This window comes from Chryseobacterium sp. 6424 (assembly GCF_003692615.1).
Lineage (GTDB): Bacteria > Bacteroidota > Bacteroidia > Flavobacteriales > Weeksellaceae > Kaistella.
This window is the reverse complement of record NZ_CP023540.1, coordinates 1,154,683-1,180,627: the sequence shown is the minus strand read 5'-3', so window position 1 is coordinate 1,180,627 and position 25,945 is coordinate 1,154,683. Positions and strand designations below refer to the sequence as shown.

General features: G+C 42.6%; 28 protein-coding genes and 1 pseudogene. 12 read left to right on the top strand and 17 right to left on the bottom strand.

Going from position 1 to position 25,945, the window contains the following annotated elements; genetic code table 11:
* Window positions 1–11: 11 nt before the first annotated feature.
* From atpH to CO230_RS05505, 6 genes are all read right to left on the bottom strand, one after another.
* On the bottom strand, window positions 12–551 hold the full coding sequence (atpH, locus tag CO230_RS05530; RefSeq protein ID WP_122027681.1) for an ATP synthase F1 subunit delta: 540 nt from the start codon (window positions 549–551) through the stop codon (window positions 12–14).
* A gap of 1 nt (window position 552) precedes the next feature.
* Window positions 553–1,050 carry a F0F1 ATP synthase subunit B gene (gene atpF, locus CO230_RS05525; RefSeq protein WP_122027680.1) on the bottom strand — a complete coding sequence of 166 codons (498 nt, stop codon included), beginning with the start codon at window positions 1,048–1,050 and terminating at the stop codon, window positions 553–555.
* A gap of 101 nt (window positions 1,051–1,151) precedes the next feature.
* A complete protein-coding gene (atpE, locus tag CO230_RS05520) occupies window positions 1,152–1,346 on the bottom strand; it encodes an ATP synthase F0 subunit C (RefSeq protein ID WP_012782425.1) in 195 nt (64 codons plus the stop codon).
* 110 nt (window positions 1,347–1,456) lie between these two features.
* Window positions 1,457–2,563 carry a F0F1 ATP synthase subunit A gene (atpB, locus tag CO230_RS05515; protein ID WP_122027679.1) on the bottom strand — a complete coding sequence of 369 codons (1,107 nt, stop codon included), beginning with the start codon at window positions 2,561–2,563 and terminating at the stop codon, window positions 1,457–1,459.
* Window positions 2,564–2,627: 64 nt separating this feature from the next.
* The gene (locus CO230_RS05510) at window positions 2,628–3,026 is read right to left on the bottom strand and encodes a hypothetical protein (RefSeq protein ID WP_122027678.1); all 399 of its coding nucleotides are present in this window, start codon (window positions 3,024–3,026) and stop codon (window positions 2,628–2,630) included.
* On the bottom strand, window positions 3,010–3,288 hold the full coding sequence (locus CO230_RS05505; protein ID WP_122027677.1) for an AtpZ/AtpI family protein: 279 nt from the start codon (window positions 3,286–3,288) through the stop codon (window positions 3,010–3,012). The genes CO230_RS05510 and CO230_RS05505 overlap by 17 nt, the downstream gene beginning before the upstream one ends.
* Window positions 3,289–3,392: 104 nt before the next feature.
* Between CO230_RS05505 and ffh the strand changes: the two genes are divergently transcribed.
* A complete protein-coding gene (gene ffh / locus CO230_RS05500) occupies window positions 3,393–4,760 on the top strand; it encodes a signal recognition particle protein (RefSeq protein ID WP_122027676.1) in 1,368 nt (455 codons plus the stop codon).
* Window positions 4,761–4,821: 61 nt separating this feature from the next.
* Here ffh and CO230_RS05495 read toward each other — a convergent pair whose 3' ends face one another.
* From CO230_RS05495 to CO230_RS05485, 3 genes are all read right to left on the bottom strand, one after another.
* Window positions 4,822–5,517, bottom strand: a complete 696-nt coding sequence (locus tag CO230_RS05495; protein WP_162989989.1) for a hypothetical protein — start codon at window positions 5,515–5,517, stop codon at window positions 4,822–4,824.
* Window positions 5,518–5,718: 201 nt separating this feature from the next.
* Complete coding sequence (locus CO230_RS05490) at window positions 5,719–6,291, bottom strand: outer membrane beta-barrel protein (protein ID WP_122027674.1); 573 nt, start codon at window positions 6,289–6,291, stop codon at window positions 5,719–5,721.
* Window positions 6,292–6,459: 168 nt separating this feature from the next.
* Complete coding sequence (locus tag CO230_RS05485) at window positions 6,460–7,419, bottom strand: PhoH family protein (RefSeq protein WP_122027673.1); 960 nt, start codon at window positions 7,417–7,419, stop codon at window positions 6,460–6,462.
* 130 nt (window positions 7,420–7,549) lie between these two features.
* Here CO230_RS05485 and CO230_RS05480 point away from each other — a divergent pair, with 130 nt between their 5' ends.
* The 4 genes from CO230_RS05480 (at window position 7,550) to gldG (ending at window position 11,442) form a co-directional block, all read left to right on the top strand.
* A complete protein-coding gene (locus CO230_RS05480) occupies window positions 7,550–8,377 on the top strand; it encodes an S-adenosyl-l-methionine hydroxide adenosyltransferase family protein (protein ID WP_122027672.1) in 828 nt (275 codons plus the stop codon).
* A gap of 93 nt (window positions 8,378–8,470) precedes the next feature.
* Window positions 8,471–9,031, top strand: coding sequence for a CopD family protein (locus CO230_RS05475; RefSeq protein ID WP_122027671.1), 561 nt, complete (start codon window positions 8,471–8,473; stop codon window positions 9,029–9,031).
* Window positions 9,032–9,035: 4 nt separating this feature from the next.
* Window positions 9,036–9,764 (top strand): ABC transporter permease, encoded by a 729-nt coding sequence (locus CO230_RS05470; RefSeq protein WP_122027670.1) that lies wholly within the window; start codon window positions 9,036–9,038, stop codon window positions 9,762–9,764.
* Window positions 9,765–9,786: 22 nt separating this feature from the next.
* The gene (gene gldG / locus CO230_RS05465; RefSeq protein WP_122028903.1) at window positions 9,787–11,442 is read left to right on the top strand and encodes a gliding motility-associated ABC transporter substrate-binding protein GldG; all 1,656 of its coding nucleotides are present in this window, start codon (window positions 9,787–9,789) and stop codon (window positions 11,440–11,442) included.
* A gap of 82 nt (window positions 11,443–11,524) precedes the next feature.
* On the opposite strand, the gene aspA is transcribed toward gldG, so the two are convergent.
* The 3 genes and pseudogenes from aspA to CO230_RS05450 all read right to left on the bottom strand — a co-directional run bounded on the left by aspA (window position 11,525) and on the right by CO230_RS05450 (window position 15,548).
* Window positions 11,525–12,937: an aspartate ammonia-lyase gene (gene aspA / locus CO230_RS05460; protein ID WP_122027669.1), complete on the bottom strand. Its 1,413-nt coding sequence runs from the start codon at window positions 12,935–12,937 to the stop codon at window positions 11,525–11,527.
* A 99-nt stretch (window positions 12,938–13,036) separates the two neighbouring features.
* A complete protein-coding gene (locus CO230_RS05455) occupies window positions 13,037–14,197 on the bottom strand; it encodes a porin (RefSeq protein ID WP_122027668.1) in 1,161 nt (386 codons plus the stop codon).
* A gap of 19 nt (window positions 14,198–14,216) precedes the next feature.
* Window positions 14,217–15,548: pseudogene (locus CO230_RS05450) on the bottom strand (anaerobic C4-dicarboxylate transporter family protein).
* Between the two features lie 191 nt (window positions 15,549–15,739).
* On the opposite strand from CO230_RS05450, the gene CO230_RS05445 reads away from it, so the two are divergent.
* Window positions 15,740–16,285: a Crp/Fnr family transcriptional regulator gene (locus CO230_RS05445; RefSeq protein ID WP_122027667.1), complete on the top strand. Its 546-nt coding sequence runs from the start codon at window positions 15,740–15,742 to the stop codon at window positions 16,283–16,285.
* 154 nt (window positions 16,286–16,439) lie between these two features.
* Here CO230_RS05445 and CO230_RS05440 read toward each other — a convergent pair whose 3' ends face one another.
* From CO230_RS05440 to CO230_RS05425, 4 genes are all read right to left on the bottom strand, one after another.
* Window positions 16,440–16,868: a DUF4268 domain-containing protein gene (locus CO230_RS05440; RefSeq protein ID WP_122027666.1), complete on the bottom strand. Its 429-nt coding sequence runs from the start codon at window positions 16,866–16,868 to the stop codon at window positions 16,440–16,442.
* 22 nt (window positions 16,869–16,890) lie between these two features.
* The gene (gene kbl / locus CO230_RS05435; RefSeq protein ID WP_122027665.1) at window positions 16,891–18,084 is read right to left on the bottom strand and encodes a glycine C-acetyltransferase; all 1,194 of its coding nucleotides are present in this window, start codon (window positions 18,082–18,084) and stop codon (window positions 16,891–16,893) included.
* 77 nt (window positions 18,085–18,161) lie between these two features.
* Window positions 18,162–19,184: a M28 family metallopeptidase gene (locus CO230_RS05430; protein ID WP_122027664.1), complete on the bottom strand. Its 1,023-nt coding sequence runs from the start codon at window positions 19,182–19,184 to the stop codon at window positions 18,162–18,164.
* A 184-nt stretch (window positions 19,185–19,368) separates the two neighbouring features.
* A complete protein-coding gene (locus CO230_RS05425) occupies window positions 19,369–19,614 on the bottom strand; it encodes a hypothetical protein (RefSeq protein ID WP_122027663.1) in 246 nt (81 codons plus the stop codon).
* A 213-nt stretch (window positions 19,615–19,827) separates the two neighbouring features.
* On the opposite strand from CO230_RS05425, the gene CO230_RS05420 reads away from it, so the two are divergent.
* The 3 genes from CO230_RS05420 to CO230_RS05410 all read left to right on the top strand — a co-directional run bounded on the left by CO230_RS05420 (window position 19,828) and on the right by CO230_RS05410 (window position 22,044).
* Window positions 19,828–20,367, top strand: coding sequence for a general stress protein (locus tag CO230_RS05420; RefSeq protein ID WP_228438198.1), 540 nt, complete (start codon window positions 19,828–19,830; stop codon window positions 20,365–20,367).
* A 105-nt stretch (window positions 20,368–20,472) separates the two neighbouring features.
* The gene (locus tag CO230_RS05415) at window positions 20,473–21,006 is read left to right on the top strand and encodes a hypothetical protein (RefSeq protein ID WP_122027662.1); all 534 of its coding nucleotides are present in this window, start codon (window positions 20,473–20,475) and stop codon (window positions 21,004–21,006) included.
* 111 nt (window positions 21,007–21,117) lie between these two features.
* Window positions 21,118–22,044 carry a DUF389 domain-containing protein gene (locus CO230_RS05410; RefSeq protein ID WP_122027661.1) on the top strand — a complete coding sequence of 309 codons (927 nt, stop codon included), beginning with the start codon at window positions 21,118–21,120 and terminating at the stop codon, window positions 22,042–22,044.
* A gap of 34 nt (window positions 22,045–22,078) precedes the next feature.
* Here CO230_RS05410 and CO230_RS05405 read toward each other — a convergent pair whose 3' ends face one another.
* Window positions 22,079–22,504 (bottom strand): hypothetical protein, encoded by a 426-nt coding sequence (locus tag CO230_RS05405; protein WP_122027660.1) that lies wholly within the window; start codon window positions 22,502–22,504, stop codon window positions 22,079–22,081.
* 188 nt (window positions 22,505–22,692) lie between these two features.
* Here CO230_RS05405 and CO230_RS05400 point away from each other — a divergent pair, with 188 nt between their 5' ends.
* The 3 genes from CO230_RS05400 to CO230_RS05390 all read left to right on the top strand — a co-directional run bounded on the left by CO230_RS05400 (window position 22,693) and on the right by CO230_RS05390 (window position 25,765).
* A complete protein-coding gene (locus CO230_RS05400; protein ID WP_122027659.1) occupies window positions 22,693–23,658 on the top strand; it encodes an SPFH domain-containing protein in 966 nt (321 codons plus the stop codon).
* 63 nt (window positions 23,659–23,721) lie between these two features.
* Window positions 23,722–25,098 (top strand): DUF4041 domain-containing protein, encoded by a 1,377-nt coding sequence (locus CO230_RS05395; RefSeq protein ID WP_122027658.1) that lies wholly within the window; start codon window positions 23,722–23,724, stop codon window positions 25,096–25,098.
* A 106-nt stretch (window positions 25,099–25,204) separates the two neighbouring features.
* Window positions 25,205–25,765, top strand: a complete 561-nt coding sequence (locus CO230_RS05390; RefSeq protein WP_122027657.1) for a DUF7010 family protein — start codon at window positions 25,205–25,207, stop codon at window positions 25,763–25,765.
* The last annotated feature ends 180 nt before the right edge of the window (window positions 25,766–25,945 follow it).

Genomic DNA, 25,945 nt, shown 5'->3' with positions numbered 1-25,945 from the left:
TTGTTTTTGTCTTAATTTAATTGAAATTCTTTTTTAAGTTTGCCCAGTTTGGATTTCACTGAAGCATCAATTTGCTGATCTCCTACTCTAAGGATATAACCACCAACTAAAGAAGGATCAATCACAGTTTTCACATCAAACTTATTGTGCTGGTTGATTAATGTGGTAGACTTCAGGATGTTGCTGATATTATCATCGGAAAGTGGCGCGGCTGAAGTAAGCGTAACTCTCTGTACGCCATTCATCTCATTTACTTTATTGATGAACTCTTGCGCGATGTTCTGCATTTGGCTTTCACGGCCTTGCTTGATGATAAGTGAAACCAGGTTTTTCGTAACAGGTGAAAAACTTTTGAATATTTCATCTGCTATAGCCTGCTTTTTCTTGGCATCAATGATTGGGGAGGCAAAAAAATTCTGCAAATCCCGGGAGGCGGCAATGGTCTTCACCATATCACCCATTTCGGTAAACACCGCATCGGTGTTGCCTGCATCTTTGGTAAAACTCAGCAAACCTTCTGCGTATCTTTTTGCTACTTTACTTGTGAGCATCTTAGTTCAGGTTAGATTTGTTAAGGATATTCTCTACCAGCGTGTTTTGTGCGCCTTCGTTATTCAGCTTTTCTTTCAGGATGCTTTCAGCGATGTTTACGGAAAGCGTACCTATTTGGTTTTTAATATCAGCCATAGCTGCGGCCTTTTCAGCCTGGATAGACTGGCGCGCCTGCTCGATCATTTTATCGCCTTCGGCTTTGGCCAGTTCCTTAGCTTCACCTACGATCCTTTCTTTGATTTCCCGGGCTTCTTTCAGGATGTTATCGCGCTCAACCTTAGCTTCGCGGATGATGATCTCATTTTCTGCTTTCAGGTTCTGTACTTCCTGTTTCGCAAGTTTTGCCTGGTTAAGAGAATCAACAATAGTTACTTCTCTTTCATTTACGGCATCCATGATTGGCTTCCAAGCCACCTTTCTCAAGATTAAAAGCAGAATAATAAAGATTACCGACTGAATAATGAATAAACCTGATGAAAAGTCTTCTAATAATCCCATACGAGTTATAATAAAATATTGTTCTTAAATTCTTTTTTCTAATTTTCTAAATAAAACACTTGCCGTAACCAACCGTTGCCGGCAAGTGATTTTGAAACTTCTTAGTTTACTGCGAAAAGTGCAGCAAATGCAAGACCTTCTACAAGTGCAGCAGCAATAAGCATCGCAGTTTGCAGTTTACCTGCCTGCTCTGGCTGACGAGCCATACCTTCTAAAGCAGCAGCACCGATTTTACCGATACCAAGACCTGCTCCGATTACTACTAGACCTGCTCCTACTAACTTAGGGATTTCCATAATATATAATTTAAAAAATTAGTTTTCTATTGCTTTTGGCAAATGGCTTTTAGCTTTTGGCTATCGACTGTTTGCTCTTTTTATTTTTTCCTTTTTACTTTGCTCTTTATTTAATGAGCTTCTTCATGGTGATGCTCCTCATTAGCCATACCGAAGTAAACCGCTGAAAGCATTGTGAAAATATACGCCTGAAGGAATGCTACCAATATTTCGAGTAAGTAAAGTACAAACGTCAGGAACGGGAATGCGATACCGGCGATTACGTTTTTGAAGACATAAATCATGGCGATAAGCGACATTACAACGATGTGACCTGCCGTCATGTTCGCGAAAAGACGGATCAGCAATGCGAACGGCTTAATGAACATCCCGATGATTTCAATCGGCATCATTACGAATTTCATTGGCCAAGGAAGACCTGGCATCCAGAATATGTGTTGCCAATACGTTTTGTTTGCTGTAAATTGTGTAATCAGGAAAGTTACGATCGCCAGGGCGGCAGTAATCGCAAGGTTTCCGGTTACGTTGATCCCGAAAGGCATCAGACCTAAAACATTCAGGAACAGGATGAAGAAAAATACGGTCAGCAAATAACCCATGTATTTCTTATAGTTTGTACCGATGTTTGGTTTAGCGATATCGTCTCTGATGAAGATAATCAAAGGTTCGAAAATTTTGCCCGCACCCGATGGCACCAATGAATTCTTGTAGCTTCTGGCGATAGAACCGAATAAAACAACCATCAACAAAGCTACTAGAATGATAGCGAAAACACTTTTAGTGATAGACAAATCCAGCATTTTTGCGTTGGTTGCGTGCCCGTGATCGTCATAGATGATGGTTCCCGCAGCATCGGTCTTATAAATTTTTTCGTGGTAAAGTTTGTAATGACTGCCTTTGCTTTCCACTGTAGATTCGCCATGATTAAAAGCCGAACTCATCATCGCGTGAAGACCGTTTTCCTTGTCATAAAAAATGACAGGCAACGGAAAACCAATGTGATGGCCATCTTTGGTCACCATAATATCGAAGCTGTGCGCATCCTTTACGTGGTGCTGTATAAACTCCTGATTCTTAGCTTTTTCTTTTTCAGCCTCTGTCATATTGCCTGCTACCTGCTCAGTAGCGGGCGCTGTGGCAACCTCTTCATGATGCTGTGCCTGTGAAAGGGTGAATGTAGATAAAAAACCAACTAAAAGGAGAACTCTTTTAAGCATTACTGTATATCTTTTTTAAAGTTTTGCAAAAATAGGATAAATATTCTGATTACAAAGCGCGAAGCTAGTGATTTTTTTCATCTTTTTCAGCAGCCGTTTTGTCTTCTATCTGAATCAATTTTACGGCATAGAGGGTTTCCAACAACAGTGAAACTAAATACGGTGCTGCAAAATGCATCTTATAATTAGGAACAGTGCTTAGTTCCAACTGATTCATCGCAATAAAAAGTGCCATCATTTTCACCATCACCAGTCCTAAAAAACCAAACCCGATATACTGCGGATACATCCTGCGGATGATGGTTAGAACAGTGATCACCATAACGAACAGAAGCGTCAAAAACATATAATAACGGGTAAATACAACGCCATGTCCCACATTCAGCATTTCCCAGATCCCGAAATGAACAAATAACATCACGAAATAAAGGATGATATATACTATGTTAGCGCTTATTTTCATTTTTCTGGATGTTGTTTAATTGTTTTAATAAATTATAGAAGGCGAGCCCCATGGCGACAAATCCTATCGCGACTGTTAAAAGATTGCTTTCATACCCAAAATAATCATTCAGTTTGTTGCCACCCCAAAATCCCAGCCCCATCGTAGCCAGCATCTGAAAGACAATTGCAGAATATACCCCATATTGCTGTAACCCCGACCTAGCTGTTTTTCGGGACTTTTCCGCATCATGTGCATTTTGGTCGGTTTTATGAGGGCTCATTTTTACTTTTGTGCAAAGCTAATGAATATCAGGCAACTTTAAAATTCACAATTTTAAATATCAGTGATTTTCTGTATTTTTGCGCAACTTAAATAAAAAAAAGTATGTTCAACAGTTTACAGGATAAATTAGATAAGGCATTACATAATATCTCGGGCCGCGGGAAAATCACCGAAATAAACGTAGCGGAAACCGTAAAGGAAATTCGCCGTGCGCTGGTAGATGCCGATGTTAATTATAAGGTAGCGAAAGATTTAACAAAAAGAGTGCAGGACAAAGCGTTGGGGCAAAACGTACTCACGAGTCTTACACCGGGACAGTTAATGACCAAGATCGTACACGACGAGCTGGTAGAGCTAATGGGTAAAACCAATGAAGGCATTAACCTCTCTGGCAAACCGACCGTCATCCTTATTGCAGGTCTGCAAGGTTCGGGTAAAACAACCTTCTCCGGTAAACTGGCGAATTATTTAAAGCAGAAAAGAAACAAAAAACCATTGTTGGTTGCTTGCGACGTTTACCGGCCCGCTGCCATAGAGCAGCTTAAAGTCCTCGGAAGCCAAACTGGCATACCGGTTTATACAGAAGATGGCGCACTGAACCCGTCTTCTATCGCAGAAAACGCGGTGAAATTTGCGAAAGAGAACAACCACGATGTAGTAATTGTAGATACTGCCGGCCGTTTGGCAATCGATGAACAGATGATGAACGAGATCAAGTCGGTTCATTATTTCATCAAACCACAGGAAACGCTTTTCGTAGTGGATTCCATGACCGGACAGGATGCGGTGAACACAGCCAAAGCCTTCAACGAAGCATTGAATTTCGATGGCGTCGTCCTTACCAAATTAGATGGTGATACGCGCGGTGGTGCGGCCCTGACGATCCGTTCAGTGGTTGAAAAACCCATTAAATTCATCTCAACAGGTGAAAAAATGGAAGCCTTGGATGTTTTCTATCCGGAAAGGATGGCGGACAGAATCCTAGGCATGGGTGATGTGGTTTCGCTTGTAGAGCGAGCGCAGGAGCAGTTCGACGAAGAAGAAGCCAAGAAACTTCATAAAAAAATCGCAAAGAATGAGTTTGGTTTTGATGATTTCTTAAAACAAATCAATCAAATCAAGAAAATGGGTAACATGAAGGATTTGATGGGCATGATTCCGGGAGTTGGAAAAGCCATCAAAGACGTTGACATTCAGGATGATGCCTTTAAACATATTGAAGCCATCATCCACTCGATGACGCCAGAAGAAAGAAGACGCCCATCAATCATCAACACGCAACGCAAAAACCGTATTGCGCGCGGAGCCGGAAGAAAAATTGAAGATGTAAATGCTTTGATGAAACAGTTTGAACAGATGGGCAAAATGATGAAGATGATGCAGGGCCCGCAAGGCAAGCAAATGATGGAGATGATGAGCAAAGGAATGCCGAAGATGCCGGGAATGGGCGGTAACCTGTTTGGGAAATAAGAATATAATTAATAACAAATGCCGGACTGTACATCAGTCCGGCATTTTTATTATATTTAAACTAATCAGATATTTTATAGATAGAGACCGTTGCCCGACTGTCGCTGAGCAAACTTAAAGCTAACCCACCTTCCAGAACCTCAAATGAAAGACGATCTCCGGCAGTCAATCTATACACGCTGTTAATTGTAGATTGGCTTATAAGAATACTGGCTACTAAAGGTATATTTGCACCACTAAAAGTTTTTTGGTCTAAAACCGTATAGCCTGCTCCTGTCTGGCGTAAAATTCCTATACTGGGAGCACCTCCAATATTAAGCACCTGAAGGATCACACCATCACCATACCGAAATTCATAATTAACCGCATATATACCGCTGGAAGGCACTACATATACATCATCTGTAAGATCAAAATTATTGCTGACATTAATGTCCGCTGTTGCGAAATCTATCCTACGCCAACCGTTGAACCCACTTACGTTTAGAAGTGATAGATTATTTTCTTCATCAAGCCGAGCTATGGTAGTATTTACCGCAGGTGGGGTATTAGAACCTGAGATTTGTTCCACTTCAGCAGTGGTTGAATTTACAACCAAGAAATTATAGTTGCTGGCGGCGGTTGCAGGATCTACCTGTCGAATGATCAGGTTACCGTTTACGTCAAGTGTTGCGCCGGGCGTTTCCGTGTTAATGCCTACCTGTGCGGCAACATTTGTAGCCAAAAGAGCAAGCAGAAAAATAGTTGTTTTTCTCATAGTCGGTGATTTTTGGGGTTGATATTTATTTTACATTTTAAAAAGTTTTTATGTTGTGTATATAAATATTTTTCGCATCAAAAACATTCCTATGATTATTTTACGCATATGGCATTATTAAATAATGTAGAAGTTGTTTATAGAAAAAAAAATTCCCGACTCCAATGAAGCCGGGAAATTTAATATTTAAAATTTTTCTTATTATTTTAAGAATACAGAAATACCCACACCTACACCTAAAGTATTGATATTGGTTTTAAAGTCAGAATCTTCGCTGAATGTCAAATTTGCACCAGAATAGTTCAGACCCAGGCTAAATGCAACAGAGGGATTTACAAAATATGCCACACCTACACCAGCACCGTAAGCCAATCCATCAGCCTTGATTTCACTTTCATCATCCGATGTGTTATTAGATGCGTAACCAACAGCAGCCTCCACATATGGTTTCACGTTACTAGCTGTAGCAAGGAAATAAGTTGCTTGTGGCATCGCTACGAAGGTATTAGACTTCACATCACCATTTTTATTGTGCATATAGTTTAGCCCCAGTCCTACCGCTAAATTATTGATTACAAAATAGCTTGCACTTGGGGAAAATGCGAAGGATGAAGTTTCATCACTATCTACTTCTGTACCATCATATTTAACTTTAGTGTTAACATTGTTAAAGCTGATCTCAGATTTACCGGACACCATCCAACTTCCTTTTTCTGTTTGTGCATTTGCTGCTGTAAAGAGTGCCACTGCACCAACTAAAAATAATTTTTTCATAGTTTATAAAATTTTTCGTGGCGCAAAAGTAATTGTTTTAACATTATTTAACAAATTAAAGTGAAATTTATGCTAAATAATTAACAATAAAAAAGCCGCTTCACATAATTGTTAAACAGCTTTTAGGTATCAATTTTAAAGTACTTCTGCTTAAATAATCTCAAATGTTTATTCTTCTCGCTGGCGCTGTTCTTCTTTCCCATAAGCATTGATGATTTTCCTAACAACCGGGTGGCGCACCACATCTTCTTCTGTAAGGTGTACAAACCCGATCTCGTTTACATCTTTTAAAATCCGCATGGCTTCTTTAAGTCCGGATTTTTGGCGCATCGGCAAATCTACCTGGCTGGGGTCGCCGGTAATGATGAATTTGGCGTTCATGCCCATCCTTGTAAGGAACATCTTCATTTGGCTGTGTGTGGTATTTTGTGCTTCATCAAGGATCACGAAGGCTTCATCAAGCGTGCGGCCGCGCATAAATGCCAATGGAGCGACTTCAATAATCCGTTTTTCGATAAACCCTTCTAACTTTTCATGCGGTATCATGTCACGAAGCGCGTCGTACAGCGGCTGTAAATATGGGTCTAATTTCTCCTTCAAATCACCTGGCAAGAAACCAAGGCTCTCCCCAGCTTCTACTGCGGGCCTTGTAAGAATAATACGCTTCACTTCCTTATCCCGAAGTGCGCGTGCTGCCAGGGCTACACTGGTGTATGTTTTACCGGTACCGGCGGGACCTATGGCAAAGATCATGTCTTTCTTTTCAGATTCTTTCACCAGTTTTTTCAGGTTTGTGGTTTTGGCTTTGATGACTTTACCGTTTACGCCTTTTACAATTATATCCTGATCGAAGATCAATTGTTTTTCGGTCTCATCTTTAATATTAAGAATGTTTTCCACATCTTTCAAGGTAATGCTGTTATTCCGGGAAATGAAACCGACAATATCATCAAGTTTTGTACGCAGCACATCCAGCGTATCGGTATTGCCCTGTGCAAAGACAAAATGGTCGCGGCCAGTAATCTTCAGCGTAGGGAAAGTAGATTTCAGCAGGTTAAAATATTGGTTGTTGACTCCGTAGAAAGTTTTGGCATCAATGCCCGTGATTTCGTAATTAAGTTCAAACATTTAGTGACTGTTTTGGTTTATATTTTTTCTAAAATTATATATTTATTTTTTAACAAAAGGCTTTTCGGGAGTTTAAAAATGCAGTTTAAATATTTTTTTAGGTTAAATTTGCGCTTTCTATTTTTCAACTATGGCAGTTATCACTTTTACTTCAGATTATGGCTTGGTCGATCACCGGGTTGCCGCTGTAAAGGGCACCATCCTTAGCCTGAATGAAACTGCGCAAGTTGTAGACATCTCTCATCAGATCCAGGCCTATAACCTGCTTCAGACGGCTTATATCGTCAGGAATGCCTACCCTTTCTTCCCGAAAGGCACCGTACACATCATCTCGGTGGACAGTTTCTTCACCAAAGCCCGGAAGTCTATAATCTATGAGGCAGACGGCCATTATTTCATTGCCGCGGATAATGGTGTGTTGAGCCTTATTTTCTACGATATCAAACCGCAGGCTGTATATGAAATTACCTTTAACAGCCGGTTTGATGATGAAGTGTCCTTTACCTCTACCGATATTTTCGCACCAGCGGCAGTACATCTTCAGAAAGGTGGCTTGCCAGAAGTCATCGGCCGCAGGTTTAATGAAGCCAAGCAACTTTCGTTCCCCAGACCGGTTTTCAATGAAACTAAGAAGATGATCATCGGCGAAATCATGTATATTGACAATTTCGGGAATATGGTCTCTAATATCAGCAAGAAGTTTTTTGAAAAAAGCAGTGTAGGTTTTAACAGTTTCATCCTGAAGTTCCGTAATCTGGGCCTTACAAAAGTATATAACCAATACACCGAATTTGTGACCAACTGGGACGATGAACCGCAATATCACGGAAAGTCCGCCGCTATTTTCAATGATGCCGGACTGCTGGAGCTTACCATCTACAAAGGAAACAGCCAGAACGGCGCCAAAACACTGTTCGGGCTGAAGGTGGGCGAAAGCATTTTCGTAGAATTCGACTAAGAGCGGGCAGGTTATCTGCGCCCTTCGCTAAACAAAGAAACAAGCGTTAGTATGTGTACAAAAAACCTTTATCTTTGTAAGTAAATTTTTCAGATGCTTTATATCATTCTAAAAGCAGTTCACATCATCTTTATGGTGAGTTATTTCGCCGGAATCTTTTATCTTGTCAGGCTTTTTGTGTACTACAAAGACACCGATGAATTTGCCGACACCAAACAGCACATTCTACGCGAGCAATATGTATTCATGGCGCGGCGCTTATGGAATATCATCACCGTGCCGGCCGGCGTCATCATGCTACTTAGTGGATTGATGTTGATATTCTTAAACGATGGATTGCTGAAAACGCCTTGGTTTCAACTCAAACTGTTATTCCTTGTCGGGCTTGCCGGTTACCATTACTGGTGCTGGAAGAAAGTTTTGAAAATAAAGGCTCTGCACGGCCAGACCCTCCAAATCCCAAACCTTAAACTGCGCCAGGCCAACGAAATCGCCACTTTCATACTATTTTTAGTGGTTTTTACCGTGATTTTAAAGTCAATGGTCATTACATTCTGGTGGCAACTGATCCTGGGATTCCTATTGCTGGTCGTAGCCATCTCAGCCACCGTAAAGGCGGTAAACAGACAGAAAAAAACAAACAGCAGCATATAAAACTATGGTCGCCATATTTAGAAAAGAACTTTGGAGCTACTTCGGGAACTGGAGTGCCTGGTTAATCATCGCGGCATTCAGCCTGATCGGGACACTTTTTCTGTTTTTCTTCGAGAATGATTCGAATATTTTCGACATCGGTACGGCTTCTTTACAAAGCTATTTTATGCTCGTGCCGTGGTTAATGATGTTTGTCATCCCCGCACTCGCCATGAAAACACTGGCAGAGGAACAGCAAGCCGGCACGCTGCACTGGCTTTTTTCTCAACCGATACGCATTTCAGAGGTGATTGCTGGTAAATTTCTGGCGGTATGGCTGGTGGCCATCCTGTGCCTGTTGCCTTCTTTACTATATCTTTACACGGTATATGTACTAGGCGTTCCACAGGGGAACATTGATCTGGGGGCTACTTTCGGCAGTTATTTCGGGCTCGTGATTGTGACGGGCGCGTTTTCCGCGGTAGGTGTACTGGCATCAGCCCTATCATCAAACCAAATCATGGCGTATCTGCTTGGCGTATTTATATCGTTCATCCTGTATTTTGGTTTTAGTCAGCTGGCAAGTTATAAACTGTTGGGTGGTGCGGATTATTTACTTTCAAATCTTGGGTTTTACCAGCATTTCATGGCGTTTACACGCGGACTTATCGATACGCGTGATCTATTTTACTTTATCCTTGTCATCATTCTAAGCCTATCCCTTGCGAAGGTTTTTGTACAAAAGAAAAAATAAAGGCAAGCTTTTATATTTTAACATGAATAAAAGAAATATCATCTATCTTGTAACGTTTGTTCTGTTATTAGCGGGAGCAATAGGTATTTTTGGGCATCGTTTTGACCTTACGGAAGAAAAGCGTTATACCTTATCTGAATCTACTGTTAAAATACTGGAATCCGTAGATACACCCCTCACTGTAGATGTTTATTTGGAAGGCGAATTCCCGGCAAGCTTCCGTCAGCTTCAGAATGAAACACGCTTCATGCTCGAACAGTTCAGGAAAATCAACCCGAAAATCGACTACCGTTTCATCGATCCCATCAAAACGAAAATCTCCCAAGATACACTGGCGGCCATGGGCATGCAACCATCCATCTTGCCGGATATGAAAGATGGGCGCATCTCAGAGATCGTGATGTTTCCTTACGCGACGCTTCAGTACAATAATTTTGGGACCTCCGTGCCATTAATCATCCACCAAAGTGGCATCGATGCATCTGAACAACTGAGTAAATCCATCGAAAACCTGGAATATAACTTTGCCTCGAACATCAAGGCGATTACTGAAGATCAAAAGAAAAACATCGGAATCCTGATTAATCACGACGAACTTGGGCCTACACACTTTCAGGGGTTTATGGAAATGGCGCTCGAAAACTACAATGCCGGTCCCATCATCCCCGAAAACCAAACCGAACTATCGCTCGCCGACGTACCAAAACTGAAACAAATGCACGCGCTGGTCATCGCAAAACCTCGCAAAGCCTTTACCGATAACGAAAAAGTGATTTTAGACCAATACATCATGAATGGGGGCAAAACACTTTGGATGATTGACGCGGTAAACGCGGAGATGGATACGCTTTTTCAGTCAAAAAAAATCATGGCTTACCCAATGGATACCAACCTGGGTGACCTTTTCTTCAGTTACGGCCTCCGTTTGAATGCCGGTTTGGTGAAGGATATGAAGAAATCTGCGCTTATCAGGATCGTATCCGGTGAGGTGGCGGGTAACCCACAGTTCAGCAGTTTCCTATGGCCGTATTTTCCGCTTGGGATTGCAGAAAAACCTAATCCGATTACCAAAAACATCAATCCTGTAAAGTTTGAATTTCCGACTTCCATAGACACTTTAGGAAGAAAAAACATAAAGACAGAAGTTTTATTTAAATCAAGCGAAAGAACCAACATCAAGCAGGTTCCCAATTATGTCGCGCTGGCAGAAATTGTAAGGACAGACTCGCTGAGCGAATTTGACCGGCCGACAACGCCCAAAATATTCGCGGTTTCGCTTGAAGGCACTTTTACATCCGCTTACCGTACGCGCAGCGAAAAAAATCATTACCCAGGTTTCAAGGCGCAAAGTCCGCAAAATAGAATGATCGTTATTGCAGACGGTGACGTGGGCCGCAATCAGATATTTAAAGGGAACGCCTTGCCCTTAGGCGAAGATTTATTAACCAAACAAACCTATGGTAATGAACAGTTCCTGCGGAATGCACTCGATTTTTTGCTGGATGACTCTAATATCATGGAATTGAGGAACAGAAATATCGAAGCGCGCCTGCTAGACAGGCAACGGATTGATGAAGAAAGATCGAAATGGCAATGGATTAATCTGCTATTGCCGCTGGTGGTGATCGGATTGCTTGGCGGACTGTTCTTCTGGCTCAGGAAAAGAAAATTCCGGTAACCTCAATTACCGGAATCTTCAAGAACAATTAATATGAAAACTTTAAAAAGATTTTCTACTTAAATCAAACTAACCTACATTATTAAACTAAGGTTACGAATGCATGCGGGCTTAGCATGTTTTTCGGATCGAGGATCTCATCCAATTTTTGCTGTGACAGGATTTTGTGTTCCAAAACCAAATCGTACACGGATTTACCAGTTTCCAAGGCTTCCTGCGCGATTTTAGTGCTGGTTTTATAACCGATATACGGATTGAGTGCAGTAACGATGCCGATGCTGTTTTTCACCATATTTTTACAAACTTCGCGGTTCGCGGTAATGCCGTCAACACATTTTGTGCGAAGCGTATCCATGGCTCTTTCTAAGAAAATAATTGACTCGATGATGCATTCGCAAAGCACAGGCTCCATCACATTCAGTTGTAATTGCCCGGCCTGGGCGGCTAATGTTACTGTTAAATCATTCCCCATCACTTTAAAACAAACCTGATTCACCACTTCCGGAATTACAGGATTCACTTTTCCTGGCATGATGGAAGAACCGGGCTGTAGCGGTGGTAAGTTGATTTCATTAAGACCTGCGCGCGGACCTGAAGATAGCAACCGGAGATCGTTACAGATCTTGGAAAGTTTAACAGCGGTACGTTTAAGCACGGATGAGTAAATAAGGAAGGAACCGGTATCAGGTGTCGCTTCAACCAGGTTGGCGGCAGATACAAAGTCCTCGCCTGTTAATTCGGCCAGTTTTTCGGCGCAAAGTTTCGGGTAGCCTTCCGGCGCGTTAAGACCTGTACCAATAGCGGTTCCGCCCATATTGATCTCCAGAAACAGGTTTGAAATGTTATTGAGCAGTATAACTTCCTCATCAAGATTGGCAGCATACGCTTCAAACTCTTGCCCTAAAGTCATCGGTACGGCGTCCTGAAGCTGTGTTCTGCCCATTTTAATCACATCATGGAACTCTTTTCCTTTCTCGCGGAAGGAATGATTGAGCTTTTGCAGATGCTCAACCAAATTATGGTTCATCATAATGATCGCAAGCTTAACCGTGGTAGGATAGACATCGTTGGTTGATTGCGAAAGGTTCAGGTGGTCGTTTGGGTAGCAATGTTGGTAATCGCCTTTCTCGTAACCCATGATTTCTAAAGCGCGGTTGGCTAAGACCTCGTTAGCGTTCATATTCACAGAGGTTCCGGCGCCACCCTGAATCATATCCACAGGGAATTGGTCGTGGAATTTACCGTCGATCACATCCTGGCAAGCTTCAGAAATAACCTCCAGCATTTTGTCGTCTATTAAACCCAAGGCATGGTTTGTTTGTGCGGCGGCTAACTTAACGTAACCGATGGCTTTTACAAATTCTGGGTACTCACCCATTTTTCTGCCGGTAATATAGAAATTATCGATTGCGCGTTGCGTCTGTACCCCGTAATAGGCTTCTTTTGGTACTTGTAATTCACCTAATAAATCAGATTCGATTCTATAATTTTTCATGATGTTGATATTGAATTGTTAATATTCTATTTTAAATTTAAAGGAGATGTTTTTGAAAGAGTTTTTAGACATCAGATGGTTTGTTATCTTGGGTTATTTTTAGAAGGCCCTGATTCTGTACATGACGCCCAAACTTACCCGATCGGTCTTATAATCCTGCAGGGAGGGTACAGATTCGGTATAAACATATTTTCTGCCTACATAGGCTAAGAAAATCCGTAAATCCTGGTCCTTGAAGGGGATAAATTCCACGCCGCCCATATAGCCGTATGCTTTCCGGAAATCATCATCGTAATTCTCAACATCTTTCACAGAGGCGGTTTCGTACATGCCTTTGGCGAAAATGTTCCATTCGGGTGTCGGTTGATATTCTGCCTTTAAAATCACAGAGTTATACGTTACATCCTGGAAAATCTTCTGGTTGTTCTGCTTCAGCCATTCGGCGCCGTCTTTGGTAGCGATCCCCAGCCGGTCTAGCTTTTCATCGGCATTCATATAATCTAAAGTCAACTGAAACTGTTGCAGGTTAAATTTGGTACCCATGGTCAGCATGGTGGAGTAATTGTCCTTGGCTTCTGTCTGGATGCCGTATGCCCAACGTGTCTGAAAACGTTTGTTAAGAAAGTTACCATTCCAGTTGACGATATAGGCCAGCGGACTGTTAGACTGCTCGATACCCTGCTCTGATAAGTCGCCGTAAATATCTTCTAAATAAGAGTTTCGGTTATTGGTCACCTGAAACTGGAATTCCTGATTTTTAATGGGCGTATAGATAATGGTACCGCCCATCATACTATTATCCATCGCGTTGATGAAATCTGAATATTCGTGTACATTGATGGCATTCATATCAAACTCAAATCCACCCCACGCCTGTCGTTGTTTCCCGGTGATTAAGGTAATCTTATCAGTTGCTTTGTAAGCAACGTACATATAATCGGTCGCTTTACCTAGATTATCCAGAGACTGTGGGTTGGTTGGCTTGTTGAGTCTTTGTCTGAAACGGTAAGAGAGCTTATCCGTAAGATTTCCTTTAATCTCTAACCGGAACTGTCTTGCCTTAAATGCCATTTCGGTGTCTTCATTTTCCTTGGCAACCGCATCAAAGCTGGATTGGATGTGGAAATAAATATTCAGTTGGTCATTATATCTTTCCAAAGAACTGATTTTGTTTTCAAAATCCGTATTGGTGGGATTATCCTGTGCATAGAAGCCTATAGAAAATAACGTGGCAACAGCAGCTGTGATATACTTTTTCATACTTTTTATTTTTTTAATATTACATGAAACTGATGATGAGGTATCCCACAGCAATCGCTACAATTGTTGAAACCATGCCTGGAATTTGGAAGGAGTGATTAATGACGTACTTGCCGATCCTGGTAGTACCTGTTCTGTCGAAATTGATGGCGGCAACTACCGTTGGATAGTTTGGTAAGAAGAAATACCCGTTAACCGCAGGAAACATGGCCAGCAAAGCCAATGGAGGGATACCCAAAGCCAATCCCAGCGGGTAAAGCGTACGAACTGTCGCTGCCTGGCTGAACAATAGGATCGACATTACGAAAAGGGCAAATGCGAATAAGAAAGGATAGGTAGTTACAATACTCTGGATGTTATCTTTGAAGAAAGCGAGGTTTCCGTTAAAGAAGGTATCACCCAACCAAGCAATCCCGAAGATGGCGATAAGGGCCTGCATACCCGCGATGAAGATATTGCCGTTTACGGCTTTCACTACGTCGGCTTTAGCGAATATCAAAATCAAGCCTGCGGCAGACATCATAAATATCTGGATGATCTGCGGCATCGTCATTTTCACGACTTCTCCGTCTATATTGAATGAAGGCCGAAGTTCCGCGAAAGAACCGAATTACACGACTGAGAAAACCCCAAGCAAGAAAAGGATCACCGCGATCAACGGTTTTGATCCGCAATTTTCAGTCGCTTGCGCTTTATGCTCGTTGTTCTTTATCAAACCTTCCTGTAATCTTTTAAGATAGATAGGATCTTTCTCCAGATCAACACCAATGAAATTAACTACTATGGCGCCTACCACCACACCAATGAGTGTAGCAGGTACACAGACCATCAAAATATCAATCATCTCAATGCCCTGGCCTCCTAATAAGCTGGTGCCTAATAAAGCGGCTGTAGCGGCCGAAATAGGACTTGCCGTAATGGCCTGTTGCGAGGCGATTACTGGGATACTCATCGGGCGCTCTGGGCGAACCTTACTGTCTGTAGCAATCTCTGATATAATTGGTAACAGTGAGTAGACTATATGGCCTGTACCAGCCAAAAAGGTGAATATATAACACACCAAAGGCCCCAGGAAAGTAATCGCTGCCGGATTTCTCCTCAGGATCTTTTCGGCGACCTTCACCAAATAATCCAGACCGCCCGCGGCCTGCAACGCTGAAGCCGCAGTGATTACCGCAACAATCATCAGCATTACTTCAATAGGTGCTTCGCCGGGCGGCAGATTAAATACGAAGACGAGTATCGCCATCCCGATCATCCCAAAAATTCCTAATCCGATTCCTCCCACTTTTGCACCGATAAAAATGGCGGCTAAAACTACTAAGAGTTGTAAGTAAATTGCGTAGTCCATATGTCTGTTTTTTCTTTGTGTAAAGGTCCGACGACATATCGAGAATTTTAATTTTTAGCCCGTGAAGTAAATCGCAGCACAAGGTGTTATTTACCACCAGCAGGTGTGAATATTTCGTGGTGTGACTTATCTCACGTAGCAAGATGTTTTTCTAAAATTCATTTTGGTTAAATTTGTGCTATCTTGAAAATATGATCCTACACGAAAGCTATTTAGAAAATCCTACATTCGAGAATTTAAGCGACCGTGAAAAAGCGGTGCTCGCGTCTAATTCATCATTAATGAAATTCGAGCATGAAGAAATGTTTCTGAAACACGGCAGCTTATTGAATTCGGTATATTTTATTCATGAGGGTGTGGTGAAGATGAAACATAACAATAAGCTCTTTCAACTGTTAGGCGCCGGCGATTTTATCGGGCTATTGTACCTCTACAGCCACGAACCTTCCTTCTTTTCAGCATTTGGGATCGCCGGTTCTGAAATCATTCAGTTTGAAAAAAATGTTTTTAAGAAATTTGTGTCCACCAATTCGAAATTTCTGGTAGATGTGTATAATAAGGCTACATCCAATCCAATGGCCTTAATGCAGAATCTCGCCAGCTACAAAGAGCATAAGATTAATGGCGCGCTTGCCGACTTCCTTTTATACTTCGACGAAAAGAATTGCTTACAGGCTGTAAAGCAGAAAGAGATAAGCGAAGTCCTAGGATATTCACGCGAAAATGTCTGCAAATGACTTTATCCGCGAAGGTTTCATCGAATATCGAAATGAAACCGTAAACTGCTTAACGTAGAAGCACTTCGTACGATTAAGCAGTTCGGTTAATTTTAATGTAATTATTAGGCAGTGATACTGATGCTAACATCTGGTTAGCTTGTAATCATGTGGCTCATACGTCTTTGATGAAGTCCTCGTAATCGTAATAGAAACGTTCGAAACCCTCCATTTTTTCAATGAAAAACTCAAAGATCTGTTGCCAGGTATTTTTATTGAATACCGATACATTTTCTTTGGTTACCCAAATTCTGGCAATGATTTTCCCGTTGTCCAGCGTATAGAATTCATCTTTATAAAACTCTCCGATCTCTTCCTTCAACATATCCTCCAGCGACCATATTTTTTCGTAATAGGCGTTTCGGTAGAGCTCATCTTTCATTTCAATATCGAGTGAGACTTCGGCTTTTTTATTATCTGCATGAAATTTAAAGGAGAAATCCTTTATTTTCGTATCATACAAGAGCCACTTCCTCGGAAAACTCTTGCCAAAGGCGGTCCAGAATTCGGTTTTAAGTTGTTGGGCTTCCTGTTTCGAGAACATCGCTTTCAAATAAGGTTGAGTTTTAAATAACGCCAAGCTCTTTCCCTACCTTCTCGAATGCGGCAATGGCTTTATCCAGATGCTCTTTTGTGTGCGCTGCTGAAAGTTGTACGCGGATCCTGGCTTTACCCTTCGGCACAACCGGGTAAAAGAAACCGATGACGTAAATCCCTTGGTCCATCAGTTTTTCCGCCATTTTTTGGGCTAAAGGGGCATCGTACAGCATGACGGGAACAATCGCGGCATCACCATCCGGTATATCGAAACCTTTGGCTTTCATATTCGTCCTGAAATATGCAGCGTTTTCCATCACTTTATCGCGTAGCGAAGTATCTTCTGCAATCATATCCAGCACCTTCATCGCAGCGCCTACGATACCCGGGGCCAATGAATTTGAAAACAGATACGGACGCGAGCGCTGTCTCAGCATATCAATGATTTCCTTCTTTCCGGATGTAAATCCGCCTAAAGCGCCACCCAATGCCTTTCCTAAGGTGGAGGTAATAATATCTACCCTGCCCATTACATCGCTGGCCTCGTGTGTGCCCCGGCCGGTCTTGCCAATAAACCCAGTGGCATGGGAGTCGTCAACCATCACCAGACAATCAAATTTTTCAGCCAGGTCACAAACCCCTTTTAAATCTGCTACAATCCCATCCATGGAAAAAACACCGTCAGTCACAATGATCTTAAAACGATGGTTCTTCTCTGAAGCAGCTTTTAACTGTGCCTCCAGATCTTCCATGTTGTTGTTTTTGTAGCGGTAACGCGCTGCTTTACACAATCTTACCCCATCAATGATAGATGCATGGTTCAATTCATCAGAAATAATAGCATCCTGATCCGAGAAAAGCGGTTCAAAAACCCCACCATTCGCATCAAAACAGGCGGCATAAAGAATGGTGTCTTCCATGCCTAAAAATTCCGAAATTTTGGCTTCAAGTTCTTTATGAATATCCTGTGTACCACAAATAAAACGTACGGATGACATGCCGTAACCATGACTCTCGATCATCTCTTGCGAGGCCTTCATGACTTCCGGGTGGTTTGATAAGCCTAGATAGTTATTTGCACAGAAGTTGAGGAGTTTTTTGCCGTTCGCCTCTATCTCGGCAGACTGTTGTGAGGTGATGATGCGTTCGGTTTTGAAAAGGCCATCGTTTTTGATGTTTTGTAATTCATCCTGTAATGTGGACAGAAAGGTATTTGAAATCATATCTGTAATTTTTAGAAATGCTAATGTATGAAAAAAGCCTGCATTTTTTTTCAGCGGAATTCTTTGTTTAGTAATTTTTATCTGGTGTTTTTGCCATCAACTACAATGCGGTCTTGTCTGTTGGCAAGTTCCCAGGCAGTAGCGAATACCAGTTGTGTACGCTTTTGCAGCGCTTCATAATCAATTTTATCGGCATCATCGGTAGGTTTATGATAATCCGCATGAATCCCATCGAAGTAAAACGCTACCGGAACATTATTCTTAGCGAAGTTATAATGGTCTGATCGGTAGTAGAGCCTCATCTTATCATTAGGATCGTCATATTTATAATTAAGTTCCAGCTTTACGGTTTTATTGTTGGCGGCTTCGTTAATCTTTTTCAGGTCGGTGCTCAGCATCTCAGAGCCAATCACGTACACATAATCCTTCCCGCAATTATCGGGGTCGCAACGGCCAATCATATCAATATTAAGGTTGGCGACTGTATTTGCGAGTGGGAAAACAGGGTTTTTAGCATAGTAATCAGATCCTATCAAGCCGTGTTCTTCGCCCGTCACATGTAGGAACAAGACAGAACGTTTCGGCCCGTGTCCGGATTTCTTAGCCTTCTGAAGCGCCTCAGCGATCTCCATCACAGCTACTGTACCACTACCATCATCATCTGCGCCGTTATATACCTGCCCGTTCTGTACGCCCACGTGGTCGTAATGCGCAGAAATAACAATCAGCTCTTCGGGTTTTTCGCTGCCTTCGATGTAGGCCAATATATTCTCGGATTCTGGCAGGTTACCACCGCGTGTTTTCGTCTGCATGAAACTGGCTGGCACCGTCTGATAAAAGGATTTAAGTGGAGCCGGGTAAGATACGCCCATCTTTTGATACTGCGCGATCATATAGCGGCCGGCCTTTTTCTGGCCTTCACTGCCGGTTTCGCGACCTTCCATTTCATCAGAGGCAATGACGTAGAGGTTTCTCTTTAGGTCTTCCTGTGTGATAGATTCAGCAGATTTCCGGAAAGCCTTGCCTTCATACGTGTAATTCACCGTCGCACAGCTGGTCGCAACAATTGCAAACAAAAGCGGTAATATTGTTTTCTTCATAAAAAATTTTTATAAGGCTAAAAATATAAAAATTCTCCTATGTTTTACCTGCTATCCGATAAAATTGATGATGATTTTAAAGAAACAATCAGGTTTTTTTGTGGTTCTTTAAATAAGTTCAAGACAAAAAAAACCGTTTAAGCGTTACAGAACAACTTAAACGGTTATTTAAAAATATCGGTAATCATACCAAGGGCGGCCGCACCAGCTGTTTCTGGAATTCGCGTGAGGCTACACAGTGCCATTGGGTGCTTTCATCAGGCAGGTCATTACCCTTCAGCGCATATTCTGTACTGGTGGTTTGCGCGTTGCCGTAGCCATTACCGTTCTGACAGGGAAAGCTGTTCTTTAATATCAGATAACCCCGGCTCTTAAGGGCATCGAGGACTTCTTTCTTGGTATATTCAAATCCGTTGATGTTAATGTTCATAGCTGCGGTATTAAAGTTTATGATGTAATGTTATATGAATTTTTCATAGTGAAAATCATTCCAAAAACATGAGGGAATTTAATTTTAAGAAAATTTTTATAAATCATCCCCGGACTTTGGCATATTGTTAAATATTTGTTAAGTGCCACTTCATGGCATTTTTATTGAATTTACCGGGAGACCAAATCAATATTAATCTTAAAATTTACTATTATGGAAAGTTCAATGTACAGACCAGAATTCAGAAACGATTATGTATCCAGAGTGTTTAAAACCCGTGAAGAGGCCGACAGCGCATATGAAGATCTCCACAGCAGAGGTTACAGCAAGGATGACATCAATGTGATGATGAGTGACGAAACCCGAAACCGTTATTTCGGTGAAAACAACCACGATTCTGAACTAGGTGATAAAGTTGCTGAAAATGCCGGTAAGGGCTCGTTGATTGGTGGCGGAATCGGTGCCGTGGTAGGTGCTGTGGCAGCGATTGGGTCTAATGTTCTGTTACCAGGTCTTGGACTTGTCATTGCAGGGCCACTTGCAGCAGGACTTGCGGGCGCAGGTGTAGGTGCGGCTACAGGCGGTTTGGTTGGCGCACTGACGGGCGCGGGCGTACCGGAAGATGAAGCCAAAGTGTATGAAAGCGAAATCAAAAACGGCGGCATCTACATGGGTTATAAACCACGTAACGAAGATGACGCACGATACTCTTACAGTAAATGGTATAACGACGATACAGAAGCCAGACATTAATTGTTCCCCTTATATTGAAAACCATCGCTGATGCGGTGGTTTTTTTATGTTCATGCTTTTAAATGTATTAATTCAGAAAAATTTAACTTAGCTGATAAATGCCTTATGAAAAAAATACTTTTGATACTTTCTACAGCCGTGCTTCTGCAGTCGTGTGTGGTATCTACCGCGGCCAGCGTGGTGAAGGGTGCTGGTAAACTGGCCTACAAAACGGTAAAAGGCACGGTGAAAGGCGTCGCCTGGACAGTGAGTAAAGCCAAAGGTAAGATCGATGAAGACCGACTGGATGGCAAATGGAAAATCGTAGGCGTCTACAATGGTTCATTCAACGAATTTGAAAAAGCTGAAAACGCCGAAACTTCCTTTGAAAGCACCTGCACGGAAGGTTTCGAACAGATCGAGTTCAATGCGAAACGCAGCAGGTTCAAGCCCTTCCATTGCAGCACCGACAAGGAAAACTGGGCGAAATACGACCTCGAGTTCGGCAAAAACCCCGCGAATGGCGAGCGCGAGAACTACATCGAGTACAATTCCCGCAACTATATTTCGGTCGTAGATGTAAACGGCCGAAACCTGACGCTGGAAGGAAATCTGATGATGGGCGGAACGCAGGTCTTTCTGCTCGAAAAGGTGCGTTGAGACACCACAAACACTCCGAAATTCATTTGCTCCGAGCATTTCGGAGCAATTTTTGTTTAATGGTTTCCTTCTAAATGCGGACATTCTTCCGCATTCACCAAAAACAAAAATATGCACAGAACGATTGAAGCCGCCATTCCCTCAACCGCTACTCCTGCTGTTACCAAAGCTCTGGTCGATGACCCCAACGTCATCCACCTTAGTGTCCATCACAATGCTTCCCTGAAACCCAAAGGCGACACGCTCGTCATCCATGTGCTCAACCGCGGCGCTGATGACGTCCTGAAAATGCTGGGCGAACACACTGAAAACATCGAGTTCTCCATCGCTACCGCGGAGGTGGCGAGTCTGAGCCACCATTCCAAGCAGAAAGAGATCAACCACGATGTGGATGAAGCCATCTGGGAGGAGATGGAAACCAGCCTGCGGCACAATGGCAAGACGACGACCAACTATCTGATCCTGATGTTCATCGGTGGCATGATCGCCACTGTAGGCTTCGTGTCCGAGATACACGACCTTGTGATAGCCTTCATCGCGGCCTCCATCATCGCACCCGGTATGGAACCGCTGGCCAAGATTCCGCTCGGTATCGCACTGAAGAAGACAGATGTGCTGATCACCGGGCTGAAAGCGACGTTCTTTGGGTATCTCGCCCTGATCGCCGCCGCGTTTCTCACCTTCATGGTGCTCGTGAATTTCGGTTTGGCCAAAGAAGCGGATTTTACACATAATGAAGCGACGGCCGCCATGCTGCATCTAAGACTAAAAGACGTGGTACTGTCGCTGGCAGCTGCTACGGCGAGTATCATCATGTACCTCTCCTACCGGACTAACGTAATCGCCGGACCGCTCATCGCGCTGATCATCATTCCGGCCGCGGCCGCAATGGGAATTTCGCTTTACATACAGAACTGGGAATGGCTGGCGAATTTCAGCAAACGATTCCTGCTCGATGTAGTGACCATCGTTATTGTCGGCATCATCTGCATTGTCTTAAAACAGAAGTTCGTACATAAACGGGAACCCTTAAGATAAAACCCGATGCCATTAACCAAATAAAAAAAGGAGACTATTTATAGATCTCCTTTTCGTATGTTTTAAAGACAAGGTTTTTCAGATTATCAAGAATCGTTTTGTGATTCCGGTCTTTCTCATTGTCAATTTTAACGAATTTATTATCCCTTGTAATGAGGTGTGAATTTGAAAGTGAAACCACGAAGCTTTCCTTCATAAAATCATAGCGCAGGCGGCTTTTGATTTTTCCAGCTTCCAGCGGCATTATCAGAAACAAGTCGAGATGATCGGTGCCCGAACTTATCGGTTCCACGGTAAAACGGCCGGACGAAACCACGTCGAGCAGGAAGAGGTCGGTCTTGGCTTTTACCAGCGCCGCGTCATTTTTTGCCGTGTAATTATAGATCTCGCGCACAGGCTTCTGCTGGGCAAACGCAAGTGCAGATACGGCGAGCATAACGCTCAGGAAAAATCTTTTCATTTTTAAATCTAAGTTTAGCGCGAAGCAACAAAAATCTCACCACAGCAAAATACCTTCCGATGTTTGTTTTAAATACGTCAACTGACATTTAACAGTTTTTAATAAAACGATGCTTGCAATAAATAAAAATGCTTGCGAGATTTACAGAATTAAAGTACTTTTCAGTCTAATATTTTAAAATCTACTTAATGTCCTTAACTTTTCTACTCCTCCTGCTCATTCTTCTATTCACAGTGATCGGCGTCATCACCAAAAAACTCGATATCCTTACTTACGGGCCGCCTGACAGGAACGGCAAACAGACGCCAAACGGTGTCAAATGGAAACCAGTCACCTTCATATTTTTCGCCTGTCTGGCAGCGATGATACAGCCGATGAATTATGACGTCATCAGTGTAGGACACAAAGGTTTGCTCATCAATCTCCTTGGCGACAAGCGCGGCGTTTCGTACACCGAAGAAGTTTCGGGTGTGGTATTTTACAATAAATACACGCAGGAAATCCAGGAAATTCCGCTCGACCAACGCCATATCGAATATCCCGAATCCATCATCGTGGCCAAAGGCGGTTTCCCCTGCCCGATCAAGCCGTCGTTCAACTATTCCGTGAAGGAAGCCGCGGCGGCTGATATGTTCACGAACCTGAGGTCCACGTACACCAAAGGCGGCCTGGAAGCCATCCAAGAAGGCTGGCTGAACAACGCGATCATCGGTGCCATCAACGATGTCGCTAACCGTCACGCTATCGATTATCTGTTCAACAACCGTGAGACTTACGAAGCCGAAATTCTGTCCGAAGTCAACAAGCGCATCGGCAAATGGTTTCTGGTGTCTCAGCTTAAAACCAATATCCAGCCACCGAAAGCCATCCGCCAGTCGATCGAAGACAAGGCCACCGCGGATGCCGATGCCATCAAAGCCGAAGCGCAGGCGCGTGTTGCACAGGCCGATGCGCAGCGAAAGATACAGTTGGCGAAAGGAGATTCAGCCTCCATCGTGATCCGTGCGCAGGCCGATGCCAAGGCGATCAGTTTAAAACAGCAGGAAATCACGCCGACTTATGTAGAATACCAGCGCGTGCTGAAATGGGACGGCGTAATGCCGACGACTACGCTGGGAAGCGGTAGTGGGACGCTGCTGAATTTGGGGAAGTAGGCCTTAAATAATATCTCGTTTCCACATTTATTTAATTAGAAAAACTCACAAAAATTAGCAACTATGGGTCTCTTAGATTTTTTAAAGAAAAATGAACTTAAACAAATCGAACAGCTTAAGTCATTACTTGTGAAGTATGAACCAATAAAAAATATAAACGCTGAAGCAGAAAACATACAAGCGGAAGTCCTAAAACTAAGGAGTGAGATTACTACATTAAACGCAAATTACCACGTAGCTTTAGAAACTTATAAAAAGATAAGGTCCGAAGTTGAATTGTACGAAAACAAAATTGATTTAATTGAATTCGGCATTCATACTCCAGTTTACGAGTTTGAGAAATCAGATGACTACCGTTCTGAGCAAATGAAGGTAATTGAAAAACAAAAACAACTAATAAAGGATGATCGTGCTGCTATCTGTTCCACGAATTGGACTGTAGAAGGCAGTGAAGCAAAAGGAAGAAAAATCGTACAAGTTTACAAGAAACTTATGCTCAGGGCTTTTAATGGTGAAGCAGATGTTATGATCGCAAAGGTTAGATGGAATAATATAAACCAAATGAAAGATCGCTTAGAAAAAGCATTTGAATCAATAAATAAACTAGGTAGCGGTTTTAATGTGTTCATTAACAAACAATATTTCACACTTAAAGTTCAGCAATTAATTCTCGAATATGAGTTTCAAGCCAAGAAACAAGAAGAGAAAGAAGCGATGAAAGCTATACAAGATGAACTGAGGGAAGAGGAAAAAGCCCGCCGTGATTTTGAAAAAGCACAAAGGGAGGCAGAGAAAGAAGAGACAATGTTTCAGAAGGCGATAGAGCGAGTCAGGCGAGAATTTGAACAATCCTCTGGCGCAAACACTTTGGAGCTACAAAATCAAATCACTGAGTTAGAAAGCGCATTAAAAGCTGCACAAGAAAAAAAGGAACGGGCATTGTCTATGGCTCAACAAACTAAACGTGGATATGTTTATATTATATCTAACATAGGAGCTTTCGGAGAAGATGTATTTAAAATAGGTATGACCCGAAGACTTGAGCCATTAGATAGAGTTCGAGAATTAGGAGATGCTTCTGTACCGTTTGGTTTTGACGTTCATGCCTTAATTTATAGCGATGAGGCCAGAACTTTAGAGTATGAACTACATAAAGCATTTGCTCACAAGAAAGTTAATATGTTAAATTACAGAAAAGAGTTTTTTAAAGTCCCTTTAAAAGAAATAGAAGAAAAAATTCAAGAGTTAGGTTTTGAAGGGGAATTTACTACAGTTCCTGAAGCTATGGAGTTCAGAGAAACTTTAACTATTCTTGATAAGCTAAATGAAACTGACGCAGCCGAAACTTTAGAGGAAATCATCAATAAAGAATTCCCTTCTGATTTAGATTCTCTCTGGTCAGCCAACGCAGAAAGAGTTGGGTCTACTAGCGACGAATAAAAATCTCCCGATGTCGTGGATTTGCAATCCCTGACCCGCTGTGCAAATTCTCCTGACTTTGAACCTTCTAAAAAATTTTTATCTTTGGTAAAAAACCACGAAAACCATGATCAACAACTTTGAAAATGCCCAGCAAGACATGCGCACCGCCTACGGCTACGGCTCCACCGGCATCCTCAGTTCAGGCCTCGTGTGGCTTGCCTCGGCAATTGCAGTAAACCAATTCGGAGTGAACACAGGAATCTGGACTTTGATGATCGGCGGCATGATGATTTTTCCGCTCTCGATGCTCATCGGTAAAATGGCCGGGATTTCAGGCAGTCACACCCATGGAAATCCGCTCAGCAGGTTGGCGATGGAAGGAACGGTCTGGATGATTATGTGTATCCCGCTGGCTTTCGGCCTCTCGCTGGTCAGGCCCGAATGGTTTTTTCAGGGCATGCTGATGATTATCGGTGGACGCTATCTCACTTTCGCCAGCCTTTACGGTATGAGAAGCTACTGGCTGCTCGGCGCTTTGCTGGCGGCAGCTGCAACCGTGCTTTTTGCGACACAGTCAGGAGCGTTCTACACTGCCCTGAGCGGTGCTTTGACGGAAATTGTTTTTGGAACTCTTTTATTTATCACCTTCAGGAAAGCAAGACTGCGTGAGCGGGTTATAACATAACTAAGGTTGCCACTGCACAAAGTTGGCCGGCTTCGCCTTCATAAATAACATTTTTGTGAACTATCGCCCTTTTTGAGAAAAACGTTGTCACTTACATTACCGTTGGTCAACAAATTATTTCATACCGAATGCGGTATATAAACAGCAACAAATCCTACCTACGCTGACAAGGGCTCCTGT